The organism is Pseudomonas tehranensis (assembly GCF_014268615.1).
Taxonomy (GTDB): domain Bacteria; phylum Pseudomonadota; class Gammaproteobacteria; order Pseudomonadales; family Pseudomonadaceae; genus Aquipseudomonas; species Aquipseudomonas tehranensis.
The window spans coordinates 1-16732 of the sequence record NZ_JABWQV010000102.1 but is presented as its reverse complement, the minus strand read 5'-3'; the positions used below and the strand labels follow the sequence as shown (position 1 = coordinate 16732).

General features: G+C 61.1%; 15 protein-coding genes. 3 read left to right on the top strand and 12 right to left on the bottom strand.

The genetic code is table 11. From position 1 onward, the window contains the following. Nucleotides 1-119: 119 nt before the first annotated feature. From creD to rloA2, 4 genes are all read right to left on the bottom strand, one after another. Nucleotides 120-1493: a cell envelope integrity protein CreD gene (gene creD / locus HU811_RS15870; RefSeq protein WP_186656879.1), complete on the bottom strand. Its 1374-nt coding sequence runs from the start codon at nt 1491-1493 to the stop codon at nt 120-122. 163 nt (nt 1494-1656) lie between these two features. Then, on the bottom strand, nt 1657-3075 hold the full coding sequence (gene creC / locus HU811_RS15865; RefSeq protein WP_186656877.1) for a two-component system sensor histidine kinase CreC: 1419 nt from the start codon (nt 3073-3075) through the stop codon (nt 1657-1659). Then, nucleotides 3075-3755: a two-component system response regulator CreB gene (gene creB / locus HU811_RS15860; protein WP_092455695.1), complete on the bottom strand. Its 681-nt coding sequence runs from the start codon at nt 3753-3755 to the stop codon at nt 3075-3077. The genes creC and creB overlap by 1 nt, the downstream gene beginning before the upstream one ends. A 69-nt stretch (nt 3756-3824) precedes the next feature. Continuing rightward, nucleotides 3825-4331, bottom strand: coding sequence for a retropepsin-like aspartic peptidase RloA2 (gene rloA2 / locus HU811_RS15855; RefSeq protein WP_186656874.1), 507 nt, complete (start codon nt 4329-4331; stop codon nt 3825-3827). Between the two features lie 288 nt (nt 4332-4619). Between rloA2 and yihG the strand changes: the two genes are divergently transcribed. Beyond that, the gene (yihG, locus tag HU811_RS15850; protein ID WP_186656872.1) at nt 4620-5507 is read left to right on the top strand and encodes a 1-acylglycerol-3-phosphate O-acyltransferase, YihG family; all 888 of its coding nucleotides are present in this window, start codon (nt 4620-4622) and stop codon (nt 5505-5507) included. On the opposite strand, the gene HU811_RS15845 is transcribed toward yihG, so the two are convergent. Next, nucleotides 5508-6089, bottom strand: coding sequence for a DUF2780 domain-containing protein (locus tag HU811_RS15845; protein ID WP_186656870.1), 582 nt, complete (start codon nt 6087-6089; stop codon nt 5508-5510). It lies immediately after the preceding gene. 313 nt (nt 6090-6402) lie between these two features. Between HU811_RS15845 and HU811_RS15840 the strand changes: the two genes are divergently transcribed. Beyond that, the gene (locus HU811_RS15840; RefSeq protein ID WP_186656869.1) at nt 6403-6825 is read left to right on the top strand and encodes a DUF3757 domain-containing protein; all 423 of its coding nucleotides are present in this window, start codon (nt 6403-6405) and stop codon (nt 6823-6825) included. Between the two features lie 189 nt (nt 6826-7014). Beyond that, nucleotides 7015-7227, top strand: coding sequence for a cold-shock protein (locus HU811_RS15835; protein WP_186656867.1), 213 nt, complete (start codon nt 7015-7017; stop codon nt 7225-7227). A 101-nt stretch (nt 7228-7328) separates the two neighbouring features. Here HU811_RS15835 and fdhA read toward each other — a convergent pair whose 3' ends face one another. From fdhA to glyA, 7 genes are all read right to left on the bottom strand, one after another. Then, the gene (gene fdhA, locus HU811_RS15830) at nt 7329-8528 is read right to left on the bottom strand and encodes a formaldehyde dehydrogenase, glutathione-independent (RefSeq protein WP_186656865.1); all 1200 of its coding nucleotides are present in this window, start codon (nt 8526-8528) and stop codon (nt 7329-7331) included. Between the two features lie 225 nt (nt 8529-8753). Continuing rightward, the gene (gene purU, locus HU811_RS15825) at nt 8754-9611 is read right to left on the bottom strand and encodes a formyltetrahydrofolate deformylase (protein WP_014340578.1); all 858 of its coding nucleotides are present in this window, start codon (nt 9609-9611) and stop codon (nt 8754-8756) included. A gap of 206 nt (nt 9612-9817) precedes the next feature. Continuing rightward, a complete protein-coding gene (locus HU811_RS15820) occupies nt 9818-10450 on the bottom strand; it encodes a sarcosine oxidase subunit gamma (protein WP_186656863.1) in 633 nt (210 codons plus the stop codon). A gap of 194 nt (nt 10451-10644) precedes the next feature. After that, nucleotides 10645-13662 (bottom strand): sarcosine oxidase subunit alpha, encoded by a 3018-nt coding sequence (locus HU811_RS15815; protein WP_186656862.1) that lies wholly within the window; start codon nt 13660-13662, stop codon nt 10645-10647. Then, nucleotides 13659-13988, bottom strand: a complete 330-nt coding sequence (locus HU811_RS15810; protein ID WP_092400761.1) for a sarcosine oxidase subunit delta — start codon at nt 13986-13988, stop codon at nt 13659-13661. The genes HU811_RS15815 and HU811_RS15810 overlap by 4 nt, the downstream gene beginning before the upstream one ends. A 14-nt stretch (nt 13989-14002) precedes the next feature. Next, a complete protein-coding gene (locus HU811_RS15805; RefSeq protein ID WP_003177603.1) occupies nt 14003-15253 on the bottom strand; it encodes a sarcosine oxidase subunit beta in 1251 nt (416 codons plus the stop codon). 21 nt (nt 15254-15274) lie between these two features. Further along, nucleotides 15275-16528 (bottom strand): serine hydroxymethyltransferase, encoded by a 1254-nt coding sequence (gene glyA / locus HU811_RS15800; protein WP_092455706.1) that lies wholly within the window; start codon nt 16526-16528, stop codon nt 15275-15277. Nucleotides 16529-16732 lie beyond the last annotated feature (204 nt).

The following is a 16732-nucleotide window of genomic DNA, read 5'->3' as shown; positions in this document are numbered from 1 at the left end:
CTGTGGGAGCAAGGCTTGCCCGCGATGGCAGCGCACCGAATCCAAGGGAAACAACTGCGCTATGCGCATCACCAACACTTCCCGCCATTGCCGATCTGCGCGCAACCCCAGCGACCGGCTCATTTCACCTCTCCCAGATCGAACGTCATCGCCGCCGCCGGCTTCGCTCCGACCCGATACCAGTCCAGCTTACGGGTCAAGACCATGAACACACCGAGCAGACCGAACAGCAACAGCGAACCCATTAGCAAGGCGTAGTCCTCGGCACTCAACAATCCATAGAGCAAACCGTACAAGCCCGCCAACCCCGCCGAAAACCCCAAACCATGGCTCACGCTGCGCAACACATGGCAGACATAGAACCCGATCAGCAGCACACAGGCACTGGCTGACACCAGATACGCCAGGGCAAAACCGATGTGTTCCGACAGGGACAGCAGCAACAGGTAAAAGAACGCCAGCGCCACACCCACCAAGGCGTACTGGACCGGATGCACCGCCAGGCTCTTGAGCACTTCGAAGAGAAAGAACCCGGCAAACGTCAGCGCTATGAACAGCAATGCATATTTGATCGCCCGGTCGCTCTTGAGGTATTGGTCCACCGGGTCGATAAAACTCACACCAAAGGCACGGCTGCGAAACGCTTCACAGCCATCGCTTGGCTCGCAGGCTTGCAGGGTTTCCAGCAGGTTGGTAGAGAAAAACGACGTCTGCCAGTCGGCACTGAAGCCCTGCTCATTGATGTCGCGCTGGGTAGGCAGGTAGTTGCCGATGAAGCTGGGGTGCGGCCAGTCGGCCGACAGGTGCACTTGGGTGGATTTACCTACCGGCAGAATCTGTAACTGACCGGTGCCTTGCAGCCGCAGGTCGAAACCGAAGGTCAGCTCAGTACTGCCCTGGGCCGTGACCATTGGCAGCGGCACATGCACGCCCTGCCCCAGCCAGCCGATCCGCGAGCCGGGCAGGAAATCGACGGTCTGCTGGTTGAGTGTCAGGGTCAGTGCATTCTCGATGCCGCGGATGTCGCTGATGCCCACGCTCAGGTACGGCTCGTCAAAGCGGTAGTCGGCAAAATCCTTGGTGGCCACGCCGAAACGCTCAGGCACCTTGAAGTGGCCGTCGATCCGGTTGTCGGCATGAAACAACCGCGCCTCGTAGATCCCGCGTGCACGGGTTTCTGTGCGGATCTGGCCGTCGATGTCCAATTGCTCCGGCAGAAAATACAACTCACCGCTTTGCTCGACGGTTTCCAGGAAACGCACGCCGGTCTTCTCGTTGGTGTTCCAGACCCGCACATCCTTGCGAAACGGCACCACGATCATCGGCCCGATCAGTTGCTGGCTGTGACTGGAACTGCGGGCGATATCCTGCAGCACATCGTCGCGCAGCTCCTGACGCTCGTCGATGAGGCCGTTGATCATCAACAACGGGATCATCAGCAGGAGGATCAATAGGGCGATCATGCCCAGTTTTATGGCGAGGCTGCGGTTCATGTGGGGCTCTCCCTGTTCGAATGAGAGAGAGTCTGGGGTGGCTGTGTGCTGGGGTTATGGAGAGATTGTGGAGATTGTGTGGAGACTGAACGGGCCCCTTCGCGAGCAAGCCCGCTCCCACAGGTTCAGCGCAGTCCTTGCTCGCGAAAGCCGCGCCTCGGCTTCAGGGCAACCGCAGAACCACCTCAACCCCACCCTCGACATTGCCAATACTGAATTGCCCGGCATGCAACTGCACCACTTCCTCCACAAAGTTGAGCCCCAAACCGGTGCTCTTGCGGCCACTGTCGGGGCGCGGCAGGGAGTAGAAGCGTTCACTCAGGCGCGGCAGGGCGTAGTCGGGAATCGGTTCGGCCTGATTGAACAGCCGGATCTCGACGCGGTTGCCGACACGCTCGGCACTCATGCGCAACAACCCGTTGACGGGTGTGAAGTCCAGGGCGTTTTCCAGCAAATTGCCCAGGGCCTGACGCAACAGAAACGGCTCCCCGGTCAATGTCAGGTCCACAGCAATGTGCCGCTCGATCCGCAACTGCCGGCTTTCGATCCAGCCGCTGCGGGCTTCCAGCAGTTCGTCCATCAATGCCGCCAGCGGTACGGCAATCTTTTCTTCCAGTCCCTGTCGCTGCTCGACCTGGGCCAGGTTGAGCAAACGCTCGATCAACTGCTGCATGCGCACGCTTTCGTTGTCGATGTTGCTGACGAAACGCTGGCGCTGGGCCGTCGGCATGTCGCTCTGGAGCAGCTCGGCGGCACCACGGATCGCCGCCAGCGGGCTTTTGAGCTCGTGAGTCAGGGTGTGCACGTAGCGCTCGACGTAGGCCTTACCTTCCAGCTGGGTACGCATGTGTTCAACCGCACCCGCCAATTGTTCGAACTCGCCGCCGCGATAATGCGGCACCTCCACCCGTTGCCCCTGGCTGACGGCCTCGGCATAAGCGGTCAAGCGCCGCAACGCCGCGCTCAGCCACCACGACAGCACGGCGCCCAACAGCAGCCCCAGGCCGATCAACCCGGCGCCGTACGCCAACAGGCGCCGCTCGGTGCGGTCGACATAGGGTTGCAGCGAACTGTTGGGCTTGGCCACGGTGACCACCCCGATAATCCGGCCGTTGTCGCGAATCGGCGCGCCTACGTGCATCACCGAAGACGTTGGATCATCGGCAACGCTGCGGGTCGAGCGTGCGCCGTATTGCCCGCGCAGAGTCAGGTAGACGTCGTTCCAGCGCGAATAGTCCTGGCCCACCGCCACACCGCTGGAGTCGAGCACCACGATGCCCTTGGCGTCCGTGACGTAGATGCGATGGTTGACCTGATTCTTTGGCAAACCCCAGATCGATGCCGCCGGCTGGCGCTCACCGTAAGCCTTGAGCAGTTGCGGCCAGCGGTTCTGGTTGAGGGTGCCGGCCTTGAAATCGTCCCGCAGGATCTCGGCCATCAGGTTGGCGGTGTCCACCAGGGTTTCTTCGGTGGACTGGCGCACGCCGGGGCGTATTTCTTCCATCACCGTGTTGAGGACGAAATACCCGGTCAAACCGATGAACAGCACATACACCAGGAAAATCCGGATACCCAGCGACATCAGCTATGCCCCGGGCTGTAGCTGTAACCGAGGCCACGGTGAGTCTGGATCGGCTCAGCCTCGGCCCTGACCAGACGCAACTTGGCGCGCACGCTCTTGATGTGGCTGTCGATGCTGCGCTCGTAACCGGCATCACTGGCCACACCTAGGGCGTCGAGCAGTTGTTCGCGGCTGAACACACGCTCGGGTTGCTCCAGCAGACAGTTCAACAGGCGAAATTCGTGGCGGGTGAGGTTCAGGGGTTTGCCCCGATAGTTGATCTGCACCCGCTCGGTGTCGACATGAAATAGCCCGGCGCCCAAATCGGGGGACGGTCGCGGCGCGACCCGCTTGAGGATCGCGCGAACCCTTGCCGCCACTTCCCGAGGGCTGAACGGTTTGACCACATAATCGTCGGCCCCGATCTCCAGCCCCACCACCCGGTCGATCTCAGCATCCCGGGCTGTAAGAAAGATGACCGGAACGTCGCTGAAACGTCTGAGATTTTTGCACGTCTCGAACCCACTGATATCCGGCAGGCCCACGTCGAGGATGATCAGGTCTGCCGGGGTGTTTTTCTGATGCTCAAGCGCCGCGGCGCCGAGGCTCAGCCAGGTGGTGCCGAAACCCTCCCCTTGCAGGGCAAACACCAGCGTATCGGCAATGGCCGCTTCGTCTTCGACAATCAGAATGTGAGGCATGGCGTCCGCGCCCGACAGTAAAGTTGCCGGAACGGTGCCCCAACCCCGGGGGCACGTCAATCAGGGAAATCAGCAGTCGGGCTTGTCCGCGGTATAGCGTCGGGCCGGGTTCACCGCCGCGTCGAACTCACGCAGGGCCTTGGCGCCGATCAGCAGCGGGTAGTTGAAGCTGCTGCGGTCCGTCAGGTTGACCTCAACGGTACGTTTGACGTCACCCAGGCACATTTCAAGCTCCACCACCGGACGTTTGCTGGGCGCAGCCGATTCGTCGTCGTCTTCGTCCTCCTCGGAACGGGTCTTGATCTTGCTGATGCGGGCGACTTTATGCTCAAAGAGCTTGTTGCTCGCGCCTTTGGTCGCTAGGCGGAATCGCACCCAGTCCTCGCCGTCGCGGGTAAAGGTTTCGATGTCCTTGGCCGACAGCGAGGCCGTCAGGGCGCCGGTGTCCATCTTGGCCTTGAGCACTTCACCACCGATTTCCGGCAGCGCGATGTATTCGTAGCGCCCGTACAGGGTCGGCTCGACGGCCAGCACTGGCAGGGCCACCAGGGAAAGCAGGGCAAGAAGGGATTTCACGTAATGGACTTCCTTTGTAAGGGTGGGCAGCGGAATTTTAGACCGTGGCTCGTCAATTCGTTCGGTTGGCGTCAAGAACATCTCTGCCGGGGAAAGGGGGTCTGTGGGAGCAAAGCTTGCTCGCGATACAGCCACCACGGTTCCAGAGAAATGGTATTACCTTCATCGCGAGCAAGCTTTGCTCCCACAGATCACTTCGCTCGCCACAGGCTGCTCGTTTCACCTCGATTTGGCCTGCCGCCCGAAGCTGCTTATCATGGCCCGCCCACCTGTTTGCAAGAGTCATCTATGCGCCGCCTGCTCACCGGCTGTTTTGTCACCCTGCTGCTGTTGCTCAACACCCTGGTGCTGTTCGGGCCGTTGATGGTGTTCGCGTTGCTCAAACTGGTCCTGCCCGGGCGTCTTCGCGACTACGCCTCGTGGGCAGTGATGTGGATCGCCGAAACCTGGGCCGAAATCGACAAATTGATCTTTGCCCTGTGCATCCCCACCCGCTGGGAAATACGTGGCGGTGGCGACTTGCGCCGCGACACTTCCTATCTGGTTATCAGCAATCACCAGTCCTGGGTCGACATCCCCGCGCTGATCCAGGCTCTCAACCGGCGTACGCCGTTCTTCAAGTTTTTCCTCAAGAAAGAGCTGATCTGGGTACCGTTCCTGGGCCTGGCCTGGTGGGCGCTGGATTACCCGTTCATGAAGCGCTACACCAAGGCCTTCCTGGCAAAAAACCCGGAACTGGCCGGCAAGGACCTGGAAATCACCCGTCAGGCCTGCGAGCTGTTCAAGCGCCAACCGGTCACCGTGGTGAACTACCTCGAAGGCACACGCTTCACCGCCGCCAAGAGCCAACAGCAACAGTCACCCTTCACCCATCTGCTCAAACCCAAGGCCGGTGGCGTGGCATTCGTGCTGGCGGCGCTGGGCGAGCAACTGGACGCGGTGCTGGACGTGACAGTGGTGTACCCCCAGGAACGGACGCCGGGATTCTGGGATTTGATCAGCGGTGCGGTGCCGAAGGTCATTATCGACATCCAGACCCGCGAGCTGGACCCGGCGCTGTGGCAAGGTGATTACGAAAACGATCCGGTGTTTCGCCAGCACGTCCAGAGCTGGGTCAACCAGCTCTGGATCGAAAAAGATCAGCGCATCGCCGCCTTGCGCAGCGAGCGCGGCTGATCAGATGCCTGCGCCGGCGCCCCAGATGCCGCCCAGATTCTGCAGCAGCGAACTGGCCACGCCCTGCTGGCCGAGGTATTGGAGGATCACCGGGGCAAACTGGCCGATCATGCCGCTGTCCATGCCCAGCGCGCTGAAGGCGTTGTTCAGGTCGTGGGTGTCCTTGACGTTACCCAGCAGGCCGTCGAGCAAGGCGTTTTTGTCCGCCCCACCACCGAGCAAACCGCCCAGGCCACCCAAGCCATTCAGCCCACCAATGGCGTTGTTGCCCGCGATCTGATCCAGGCCCGGCACACTTCTGCTCAGTTCGGAAAATTGCGGTTCGCTGAGCCGGTTTTTCGCCAGCCCCAACATCGCTCCGGCACCACCGATGGCCTGTTCCGGCGTAATCTTTAGCTCCGAGCCCAGGGTATTGAGCAAGCCGGCGGCTTGCGGCGCAGCGGCCACGGCGCCCTCCCCCTGCTGATCGCCCTGCATCGCCGCCACCGCATTGGCCGCATCACTGAGGCTGAACTGCGCGAAGGCCGGGCTGGTTGCCAGCGCAAGCAGGCAAGACAGTGCAAAACCGCGTGAAACCTTCATCCCGGACATCCTCTTGAGCCATGAAAAAACCGCCCACAGAGGGGCGGCGCAAAATCGTGCGTTTGACTGGGACAGGCGAGGATTGTTCCCCCACACAGGCCATATGCCCGGCACGCCTTTCATTGCCCCAATGCCCGCCAACTCATGCGACACCGCCTTACATAACCCAGACAGTGGAAGCGTTATCGCCAAGCCTCAACAGCCCCTCCTTTTGTTATTCAAAATTGGCATGAATAACTGTCAGTACTGACAGTAGCCCGCCCGGAAAAAGCCGCAAACCATAGAGACAAACCAAGGCTTGGGGGCCCGGCACATGCAAAACACACTGGGGAAAGTGGCGGGATTACTGATGCTGTTTGTCGGCCATGTCCAAGCCGATGAAATAACCTGCCCCGCCGTCACTGATATCCACAGAAAGATTGAATCCGTGGAAGATGTCTACTCGGTCGAAGTACGCGATGATCGCCAATGGCAGAGCCAAAGCCTGGTGGACGTGGTCGATCCGGCGCTGCTGCAATTCAACGGTGTCGAATACGCTATGGATGAGCCCGACGACGATGAGCAGACACCCACGCGGGCGACCATCACCTGTAGATACGGCGAAATCAATCTGACGCTGGAGTATCTCCAGGTCGTGGAGCCAGGATTTTCGCCATGGGAAGACAATCGTTGCGAGAGCTCGGACACCGAGGACTGTAAGTTGATAACCGCCGATTACTTCAATCTGAGCTTTTGACGGTTAAACCTGATTCATCTGAATATCTCGAAGGATCCGTTATTTCCTATCGGCATTGGCCACTGTCAACTCTGACAGTAGGCATCGCGGCGTGCCGCCTCTACGCTGCACCCGTGTCAACGAAAACGAGGCAAAGGGCACACGGCAGTCCCTGCGTCTTTGTTCACTCGGGCAGGCAGGATAATAAAAATGAACGACAGAATCACAGGAACCGTTAAGTGGTTCGACGATGCAAAAGGCTATGGATTTATTACTTGTCGCACAGGAGGTGATGAACTGTTCGTTCATTATTCGGCGATCGCGGGCGAGGGTTATAAAACCCTGAAAGAAAGGCAACTTGTTTCCTTTGAAGTAGAGAAAGGTCCCAACGGCATGCAGGCCACGAGAGTGATGACGCAATAGCAAGGCACCGATTCCTCTCCAGGCAATGACCTCATCTGAATTGAAAAGCAAAACGTAAAAAAGGGCGACATCACGTCGCCCTCTTCACTTTTGCGAGGCGCTTACGCCGCACTGAACAACTTATGCGGATCAATCACAAACTTCTTCGGTACGCCCGCATCGAACTCGCCATAACCTTTAGGCGCGTCGTCCAGGCTGATGACCTGTACGCCGACGATTTCTGCGATGTTGATGCGGTCCCACATGATCGCCTGCATCAGCTGGCGGTTGTACTTCATCACCGGGGTCTGGCCGGTATGGAAGCTGTGGGATTTGGCCCAGCCGAGGCCGAAGCGGATGCTCAGGCTGCCCATTTTCGCCGCAGCATCGACTGCGCCCGGGTCTTCGGTGACGTAGAGGCCAGGGATACCGATCTTGCCAGCCACGCGAACCACACCCATCAACGAGTTGAGCACGGTGGCCGGAGCTTCGTGCTTGACGCCTTCATGGCCGTGACCACGGGCTTCGAAGCCCACAGCGTCAACGGCGCAGTCGACTTCCGGTTCGCCCAGCAGCGCGGCGATCTGTTCGTGCAGCGGAGTGTCTTTGGACAGGTCGGCGATTTCAAAACCCTGGGCCTTGGCGTGGGCCAGGCGGATCGGGTTGACGTCACCGATAATGACCACAGCGGCACCCAGCAGGCGGGCGGAAGCGGCAGCCGCCAGGCCAACCGGACCGGCACCCGCGATGTAGACGGAGCTGCCAGGACCAACGCCGGCGGTAACGGCGCCGTGGTAGCCGGTCGGCAGGATGTCGGACAGGCAAGTCAGGTCGCGGATTTTCTCCATGGCCTTGTCGCGGTCCGGCAGCTTCAGCAGGTTGAAGTCGGCGTACGGCACCAGCACGTATTCGGCCTGGCCACCAGTCCAGTCGCCCATGTCAACGTAACCATAGGCACCGCCGGCACGGGCCGGGTTGACGGTCAGGCAGACGCCCGTGTGTTGCTCTTTGCAGGAACGGCAGCGCCCGCAAGCCACGTTGAACGGAACAGATACCAGATCACCGATTTTCAGGTTCTCGACATCGCTGCCCTTTTCGATCACTTCACCGGTGATTTCATGGCCCAGGACCAGACCGGTCTGAGCGGTGGTGCGGCCGCGCACCATGTGCTGGTCGGAGCCGCAGATGTTGGTGGAGACCACGCGCAGGATGACACCGTGCTCAATCTTCCTGCCACGCGGGTCCTGCATTTTTGGATAGTCGATTTTCTGTACTTCGACCTTGCCGTTGCCGAGATACACGACACCACGATTGCCAGACATGCTTTCACCTCGCTGTTGTTTTTGTGGAACTGCGTTGCCCAGGCAGGCAGCGCGTTGATTGCTCGGGTAGTGCTTGTGTCTTGTTTCTTTGTTGTCTGTAAGGGCCTCTTCGCGAGCAAGCCCGCTTCCCCATGGGTTTTCTGGTGTAACCAGGACCTGTATGCCGGCACACATCCTGTGGGAGCGGGCTTGCTCGCGAATGGGCTGCGAAGCGGCCCCGAAAATCTAAAGAACGACAGTGCGATTGGCGTTCAAAAATACCCTTCTCTCGATGTGATACCCCACCGCCCGGGCCAGGGTCAGCCCTTCGATATCCCGGCCCTTGGCGATCAGGTCTTCGGGGTAGTGGCTGTGGTCCACCACTTCCACGCCCTGGGCGATGATCGGGCCTTCGTCCAGGTCGTTGTTGATGTAGTGCGCCGTGGCGCCGACCAGTTTCACGCCTTTGTTGTAGGCCTGGTGATACGGCTTGGCGCCCTTGAAACCCGGCAGCAGGGAGTGATGGATGTTGATCGCCTTGCCGTCGAGTTTGCGGCACAGCTCCGGCGAGAGCACTTGCATGTAGCGAGCGAGAATCACCAGCTCGGCGCCGGTGTCTTCGATCACCTGCCACACCTGCCGCTCCTGGGAGGGCTTGTCGTTCGGGTCCAGGGGAAAATGGTAGTAGGGAATCTGGTGCCAGTCGGCCAGGGGCTTGAGGTCCGGGTGGTTGGACACCACGGCCACGACGTCCATGGACAACTGGCCGATGCGCTGGCGGTAGAGCAAGTCGTTGAGGCAGTGATCGGCCTTGGAGACCATGATCACCACTTTGGGCCGGTAGTTGGGTGGCGTCAGTTCGAAGACCATGCCAAAGGCTTCGGCACGCTCGGCCAGGCCGCTGCGGAAGTTTTGCTCGTCGAAGCCATCCGGCTGGCGAAATTCCACGCGAATAAAAAAACGTCCCGAGAGCCGGTCATCGAAGGAGTGGTGCTCAGTGACGTAGCAGCCCTGCTCGAACAGAAAGCGGGTCACCGCGTCCACCGTGCCGAGCACGCTGGGGCAGTCGGCAGTCAAGATCCATGTGTCTGGGGCGCGGCTCATTGCGGTGACTCCTGTTTGTTATGGATAAGCCCCGCCGAACACAGAACTCTGTGGCGAGGGGATTTATCCCCGCTGGGCTGCGAAGCAACCCCAAAAAGCTTGATGCGATCGGCCTGATACACCAAGGTGGCTGGTTGAGGGCTGCTGCGCAGCCCAGCGGGGATAAATCCCCTCGCCACAAAAGTGTCCGGCTTTAGACCGTGTTGTTAGGCCTGCACGCTCAATCCATACTCAGCCGCCGCATCCTGCAACCACAGCCACCAGTAATCGGAGAAGCTGCGGCGGATCAGCAGTTCCCAGGTGTCTTCACCGGTATGACGGATCACCAGTTGCGACTTGGCGAACACCGTGCCCACAGCCTTGCCCACCGGGAAGTTGTTGGGGTGTACATCGTAGCTGGTGGATTTCATCAGCACGTCACGCACGTTCGGGCCGGACAGCTCGAGGATCTGCTGGCCGCCGCTGACGTTGACGATCTGGATGTGCAGATCGCCCAGGGCTTCACGCAGGTTTTTCTCAGCGGCAAATTCTTCGCCACTGGGCACCACCAGCAGCCACTCGTCCGGGCCGAGCCATTGCAGGCTGGTTTCACCCTTGACGATGACGGTCAGCGCGCCCGGCAGCTCCAGGCCCAGAGCCTTGTGCACGCCAGCGGCGAACGCAGGATCATGACCATCGCCACGGAGGGTCAAGTGCCCCAGGAGTTTCTTCTCGCGCACGGTCACGCCGGCGTTCTTGCGACCCTTGCCCACCAGACTGGCGAGGTCGGCATGGTGCAGCGACGACTCGGCCTTGGCCCCGGTGGTTGGGCGTTGTTGGTACACGTTGACTGCGGTCATATGGAGCACCTGTCTTGAATTTTGTTGTTCCGGCATTTGTGGTGACTGTCCTGCCGCCTTCGCGAGCAAGCCCGCTCCCACATTGGATTGATGCCTGGCTCAAATTCCTTTGGCGACTTCGATCCTGTGGGAGCGGGCTTGCTCGCGAATCAGGCGACGCGGTGTAACTGCCCACCCACAGGACCAAAGTCCCTTTAGATATTCTGCCGATCCCCCTTCGGATCGAAGAACACCGAAGAAACAATCTCTGCCTCGATCACGCTGCCATCGGCCAGAGGCGCGAAGACGCGCTCGCCCATCCGTTTGAGGCCGCCCTTGACCACGCCCATGGCAAATGAATAACCCAGGGAGTTGTGGGCGTAGCTGGACGTCACATGACCGACCATGGTCATCGGGATTGCCTGCTTGGTGTTGAACACCAGTTGCGCACCTTCCGGCAGCCAGACATTCGGGTCGATCGGCTTGAGGCCCACCAGTTGCTTGCGGTCCTCACGCACACAGTCTTCGCGATTCATGCCACGCCAGCCGATCCACGAGAACGGTTTGGTCCGGCCTACGCACCAGCCCATGTTCAGGTCGTCCGGGGTCATCGAGCTGTCGGTGTCCTGACCGACGATGATGAAGCCCTTCTCGGCCCGCAATACGTGCATGGTCTCGGTGCCGTATGGGGTCAGGTTGTATTTCTTGCCGGCCTCGACGATCTGCTCGAGCACGCCCATGGCGTAGTCGGCCTGCACGTTGACTTCGTACGACAGTTCACCGGTGAACGAGATACGGAACACCCGCGCCGGTACACCACCCACCAGGCCTTCTTTCCAGGTCATGAACGGGAAAGCGTCCTTGTCCAGGTCGATGTCGGTGACTTCGCTCAGCAGCTTGCGGCTGTTGGGGCCCGACAGGGTCATGGTCGCCCAGTGGTCGGTGACCGAAGTGAAGTACACCTTCAGGTCCGGCCATTCGGTCTGGTGATAGATCTCCAGCCATTGCAGCACGCGTGCGGCACCGCCAGTGGTGGTGGTCATCACGAAATGGTTGTCCGCCAGACAGGCTGTCACGCCATCGTCGAAGACCATGCCGTCTTCCTTGCACATCAAACCGTAGCGGGCCTTGCCCACGTCGAGCTTGGTCCAGGCGTTGGTGTAGACGCGGTTAAGGAACTCGCGGGCGTCCGGGCCCTGGATATCGATCTTGCCCAGGGTCGAGGCATCCAGCAGGCCGACGCTGTCGCGCACGGCTTTGCATTCGCGCTTGACCGCAGCGTGCATGTCTTCACCGTTCTTCGGGAAGTACCAAGGGCGCTTCCACTGGCCGACATCTTCGAATTCAGCGCCATTTTTCACATGCCAGGCATGCAGCGCGGTGAAGCGTACCGGTTCGAAGATGTGCCCGCAGTGCCGCCCGGCTATCGCGCCGAAGGTCACCGGCGTGTAGTTCGGCCGGAACATCGTGGTGCCCATCTGCGGGATGCTCACGTTCAGCGAGCGGGCCGCAATGGCCAGGCCGTTGACGTTGCCCAGCTTGCCCTGGTCAGTACCAAAGCCCAGTGCGGTGTAGCGTTTGACGTGTTCGACCGACTCGAAGCCTTCGCGGGTGGCGAGTTCGATGGCGGCGGCGGTGACGTCGTTCTGCAGATCGACGAATTGCTTCGGCGCTCGTGCAGTGGATTTTTCATGCGGCACCTGGAACAGCGCCAGGGTCGGCTCTTCCTGGCGGCTCAAGGCTTTGGGCAATACGCCCTCCACCGCCTTGAAACCGGCTTCAGTGGCCGCGCGCACGCCGCCCTCGAAACCATCGGCCAAGGTATCGCCGAGGCTGTAGACGCCATTCACGCCGCCGACGCACACACGCTTCTGCGGGGCTTCGCCCGGTACGAAACCGAGGATGTCTTCGCGCCAGATCGGCTTGCCGCCCAGGTGCGACGCCAGGTGAACCACTGGGCTGTAGCCACCGGAGCTGGCCACCAGATCGCAGTCCAGCCATTCGCCGGGACTGGTGACCTTGTGCGCCTTGACGTCAATGGCGGCGATGCGGGCCCCCGTGACGCGCTTGCTGCCACGGGCCTCGATCACGGCGCTGCCGGTGAGGATGCGAATGCCTTTGGCGCGCGCCTCTTCCACCAGTGCACCACGCGGGTTGCTGCGAGCGTCGGCGATGGCCACCACTTGCAGGCTGGCGTCGAGCCAGTCCAGCGCCACGCGATAGGCGTGATCGTTGTTGGTGCTCAGCACCAGTTTCTTGCCCGGCGCCACGCCGTAGCGGCGCACGTAGGTGGAGACCGCACCGGCCAGCATGTTGCCGGGAACGTCGTTGTTGCCGTAGACCAGTGGCCGTTCGCAGGCACCGGTTGCCAGTACCACGCGCTTGGCGCGGACCCGGTTGATGCGCTGGCGCACCTGGCCGATTGGCGCACGGTCACCGAGGTGGTCGGTAAGGCGCTCGTGGATGGTCAGGAAGTTATGGTCGTGGTAACCGTTCACCGTGGCGCGCGGCAACAGCACCACGTCTGGCATCGACTTGAGTTCAGCGACAACAGCGGCCACCCATTCGGTCGCTGGCTTGCCATCCAGGCTCTCACGGGAATCGAGCAGGCTGCCGCCGAACTCTTCCTGCTCGTCGGCCAGGATCACCCGCGCACCGCTGCGGGCCGCGGCCAATGCCGCAGCCAGGCCAGCAGGGCCGGCGCCGACAACCAGCACGTCGCAGTGACGGTTCATGTAGTCGTAGGTGTCCGGATCGTTCTCGGTCGGCGAGCGACCCAGGCCGGCGGCCTTGCGGATGTACTTCTCGTAAGTCATCCAGAACGATTGCGGGTACATGAAGGTTTTGTAGTAGAAGCCCGGCGGCATCAGCTTGCCGCCGACCTTGCCGAGAATGCCCATCATGTCGTTGTTCACGTTCGGCCAGCCGTTGGTGCTGGTGGCGACCAAACCTTGGTACAGCGCCTGTTGCGTGGCGCGCACGTTAGGGATCTGCGTGGCTTCGGTGGCACCGATCTGCAGCACCGCGTTCGGCTCTTCGGCGCCGGCGGCATAGATGCCGCGCGGGCGGGAGTACTTGAAGCTGCGGCCGATGATGTCGACACCGTTGGCCAACAGTGCGGCAGCCAGGGAGTCGCCTTCAAAGCCTTTGTAGGTCTGGCCGTTGAAGGTGAAGCTCAGCACTTTGTTGCGGTCGATCCGTCCACCGTTGGACAGGCGATTGATCTGGCTCATACCTTCTCTCCCAGAGCCTGCGCGGCCGCTTTCGGACTCTCAGCCTTGTCGGTGAATTGCGGCTTTTGGCCGATCTTGTAGGTTTCCAGAATCTCGTAGGTCACGGTGTCACGGGTCACGTTGAAATACTGGCGGCAACCGGCGACGTGGTCCCACAGCTCATGGTGCAACCCGCGCGGGTTGTCACGGAAGAACATGTAGTCGCCCCACTCCTCGTCGGTGCAGGCATTCGGATCCAGCGGACGCGGGATGTGCGCCTGGCCGGATGCATGGAATTCCTCTTCGGAGCGCAGTTCGCCGCAGTGAGGACAGAAGATGTGCAACATAGGGATTTCTCCTGTTAGTGGGCGACGGCAGCAGCGCCATGTTCGTCGATCAGTGCACCGTTGTGGAAACGGTCGATGGAAAACGGCGCGGCCAGCGGGTGCATTTCACCTTTGGCCAGGCTTGCAGCGAAGACATTGCCTGAGCCTGGGGTGGCCTTGAAGCCGCCCGTGCCCCAACCGCAGTTGAAGAACATGTTCGGCACTGGCGTCTTGGAGATGATCGGGCAGGCGTCCGGCGTGGTATCGACGATGCCGCCCCATTGGCGGTTCATGCGTACGCGGGACAACACCGGGAACATCTCGACGATGGCCTGAACCGTGTGTTCGATCACCGGGTACGAGCCACGCTGGCCATAACCGTTGTAACCGTCGATACCGGCACCGATCACCAGGTCGCCCTTGTCGGACTGGCTGATGTAGCCGTGCACTGCGTTGGACATGATCACGCTGTCGATAATCGGCTTGATCGGCTCCGACACCAGCGCTTGCAGCGGGTGGGATTCGATCGGCAGGCGGAAGCCCGCGAGTTTGGCCATGTGCCCGGAGTTACCGGCGGTCACCACGCCGACGCGCTTGGCGCCGATGAAACCTTTGTTGGTTTCCACGCCGATGCACACGCCGTTTTCCTTACGGAAACCGATCACTTCGGTCTGCTGGATCAGGTCCACGCCCAACGCGTCCGCCGCCCGGGCAAAGCCCCAGGCCACGGCATCGTGACGGGCCACGCCGCCGCGACGCTGGACGGTGGCGCCCATCACCGGGTAGCGAGTGTTTTTCGAGCAATCGAGGTACGGAATCTCGTCGGCCACTTGTTTGGCGTTGAGCAACTCGCCGTCCACGCCGTTGAGGCGGTTGGCGCTGACGCGACGCTCGGAATCACGAATGTCCTGCAAGGTATGGCACAGGTTGTAGACGCCACGTTGGGAGAACATCACGTTGTAGTTCAGGTCCTGGGACAGGCCTTCCCAGAGCTTCATCGCATGTTCGTACAAGTGGGCCGATTCGTCCCACAGGTAGTTGGAGCGCACGATGGTGGTGTTGCGCGCGGTGTTACCGCCGCCCAGCCAGCCCTTCTCGACCACGGCCACGTTGGTGATGCCGTGTTCTTTAGCCAGGTAATAGGCGGTCGCCAGACCATGCCCGCCACCGCCGACGATAACCACGTCGTAGACCTTTTTCGGGGTCGGCGTGCGCCACATCCGCTGCCAGTTTTCATGATGGCTGAGAGAGTGTTTGAAGAGGCCGAAGCCCGAATAGCGTTGCATAGTCATTACTCCAAAACCGACTCAGCGATAAACCGGGAAGTCCGCGCACAAGGCCGCCACTTGCTGGGCAACATTGGCCTCGACATCGGCGTCGCCGAGGTTGTCGAGGATGTCGCAGATCCAGCCGGCCAGCGTCACGCACTGGGAGACCTTGAAGCCACGCGTGGTCACCGCCGGGGTGCCGATGCGCAGGCCCGAGGTCACGAACGGCGATTGCGGGTCGTTCGGCACGGCATTCTTGTTGACGGTGATGTGCGCGCGGCCCAGGGCGGCGTCGGCGTCCTTGCCGGTCAAGCCCTGACGGATCAGGCTGACCAGGAACAGGTGGTTATCGGTGCCGCCGGACACTACATCGTAGCCGCGCTTGATGAACACGCCAGCCATGGCCTGGGCGTTATCGATCACTTGCTGCTGATAAGCCTTGAAGCCAGGCTCCGCCGCTTCCTTGAAGCACACCGCCTTGCCGGCGATGACGTGCATCAGCGGGCCGCCCTGGGCACCGGGGAATACCGCAGCGTTGAGCTTTTTCTCGATCTCTTCGTTGGCCTTGGCCAGGATCAGGCCGCCGCGCGGACCGCGCAGGGTCTTGTGAGTGGTAGTGGTGACCACGTCGGCGTAAGGCAGCGGGTTGGGATAAAGACCGGCAGCGACCAGACCGGCAACGTGGGCCATGTCGACGAACAGCAGGGCTCCGACCTTGTCGGCGATCTGGCGGAAACGTGGGAAATCCAGGGTCTTGGAGTAGGCCGAGAAACCGGCGACGATCATCTTCGGCTTGTGCTCGACCGCCAGGCGCTCGACTTCGTCGTAGTCGATCAGGCCGGTGGTGGTGTCGATGCCATACTGCACCGCGTTGTAGAGTTTGCCCGAAGACGACACCTTGGCACCGTGAGTCAGGTGACCGCCGTGGGCCAGGCTCATGCCCAGGATCGTATCGCCGGCCTGCAACAAGGCCAGGTACACGGCGCTGTTGGCCGAAGATCCGGAGTGCGGCTGGACGTTGGCGTAGTCGGCGCCGAACAGTTGCTTGGCGCGTTCGATGGCCAGGGCTTCTACTTTGTCGACGTGCTCGCAGCCACCGTAGTAGCGCTTACCCGGATAGCCTTCGGCGTATTTGTTGGTCAGGCCGCTGCCCTGGGCCTGCATCACACGCTTGCTGGTGTAGTTCTCTGACGCGATCAGCTCGATGTGATCTTCCTGGCGTTGCTCCTCGGCATTCATCGCCGCCAGCAGTGCATCGTCGTAACCCTGGATCTGGTCTTGCTTGCTGAACATCGCGTCTCTCCCAGCGGCGGCGGTGCGCCTTTCGTCTCGGTGAGGCACTGACCACCGTTCGGTCGTGCCCTTTGGAAGCGATGGTATGGCCGGCGCAGGCAGGTCAAATGCCTATGGACGCCACGCAAAGGTGCGTTTACGACATGCGCTGCAAAGGAGGCCCGGCGCCAACCTCCGTGGCGAGGGAGCTTGCTCCCGCTCGGC

What these genes read in the sequence shown, in the direction of transcription:
- yihG (WP_186656872.1), top strand. Translation starts at nt 4,620, where the DNA reads ATGCGCCGCCTGCTCACCGGCTGTTTTGTCACCCTGCTGCTGTTGCTC.
- fdhA (WP_186656865.1), bottom strand. Translation starts at nt 8,528, where the DNA reads ATGTCTGGCAATCGTGGTGTCGTGTATCTCGGCAACGGCAAGGTCGAA.
- HU811_RS15805 (WP_003177603.1), bottom strand. Translation starts at nt 15,253, where the DNA reads ATGCAACGCTATTCGGGCTTCGGCCTCTTCAAACACTCTCTCAGCCAT.
- creD (WP_186656879.1), bottom strand. Translation starts at nt 1,493, where the DNA reads ATGAACCGCAGCCTCGCCATAAAACTGGGCATGATCGCCCTATTGATC.
- glyA (WP_092455706.1), bottom strand. Translation starts at nt 16,528, where the DNA reads ATGTTCAGCAAGCAAGACCAGATCCAGGGTTACGACGATGCACTGCTG.
- HU811_RS15810 (WP_092400761.1), bottom strand. Translation starts at nt 13,988, where the DNA reads ATGTTGCACATCTTCTGTCCTCACTGCGGCGAACTGCGCTCCGAAGAG.
- HU811_RS15845 (WP_186656870.1), bottom strand. Translation starts at nt 6,089, where the DNA reads ATGAAGGTTTCACGCGGTTTTGCACTGTCTTGCCTGCTTGCGCTGGCA.
- HU811_RS15835 (WP_186656867.1), top strand. Translation starts at nt 7,015, where the DNA reads ATGAACGACAGAATCACAGGAACCGTTAAGTGGTTCGACGATGCAAAA.
- creC (WP_186656877.1), bottom strand. Translation starts at nt 3,075, where the DNA reads ATGTCGCTGGGTATCCGGATTTTCCTGGTGTATGTGCTGTTCATCGGT.
- HU811_RS15820 (WP_186656863.1), bottom strand. Translation starts at nt 10,450, where the DNA reads ATGACCGCAGTCAACGTGTACCAACAACGCCCAACCACCGGGGCCAAG.
- creB (WP_092455695.1), bottom strand. Translation starts at nt 3,755, where the DNA reads ATGCCTCACATTCTGATTGTCGAAGACGAAGCGGCCATTGCCGATACG.
- purU (WP_014340578.1), bottom strand. Translation starts at nt 9,611, where the DNA reads ATGAGCCGCGCCCCAGACACATGGATCTTGACTGCCGACTGCCCCAGC.
- HU811_RS15815 (WP_186656862.1), bottom strand. Translation starts at nt 13,662, where the DNA reads ATGAGCCAGATCAATCGCCTGTCCAACGGTGGACGGATCGACCGCAAC.
- HU811_RS15840 (WP_186656869.1), top strand. Translation starts at nt 6,403, where the DNA reads ATGCAAAACACACTGGGGAAAGTGGCGGGATTACTGATGCTGTTTGTC.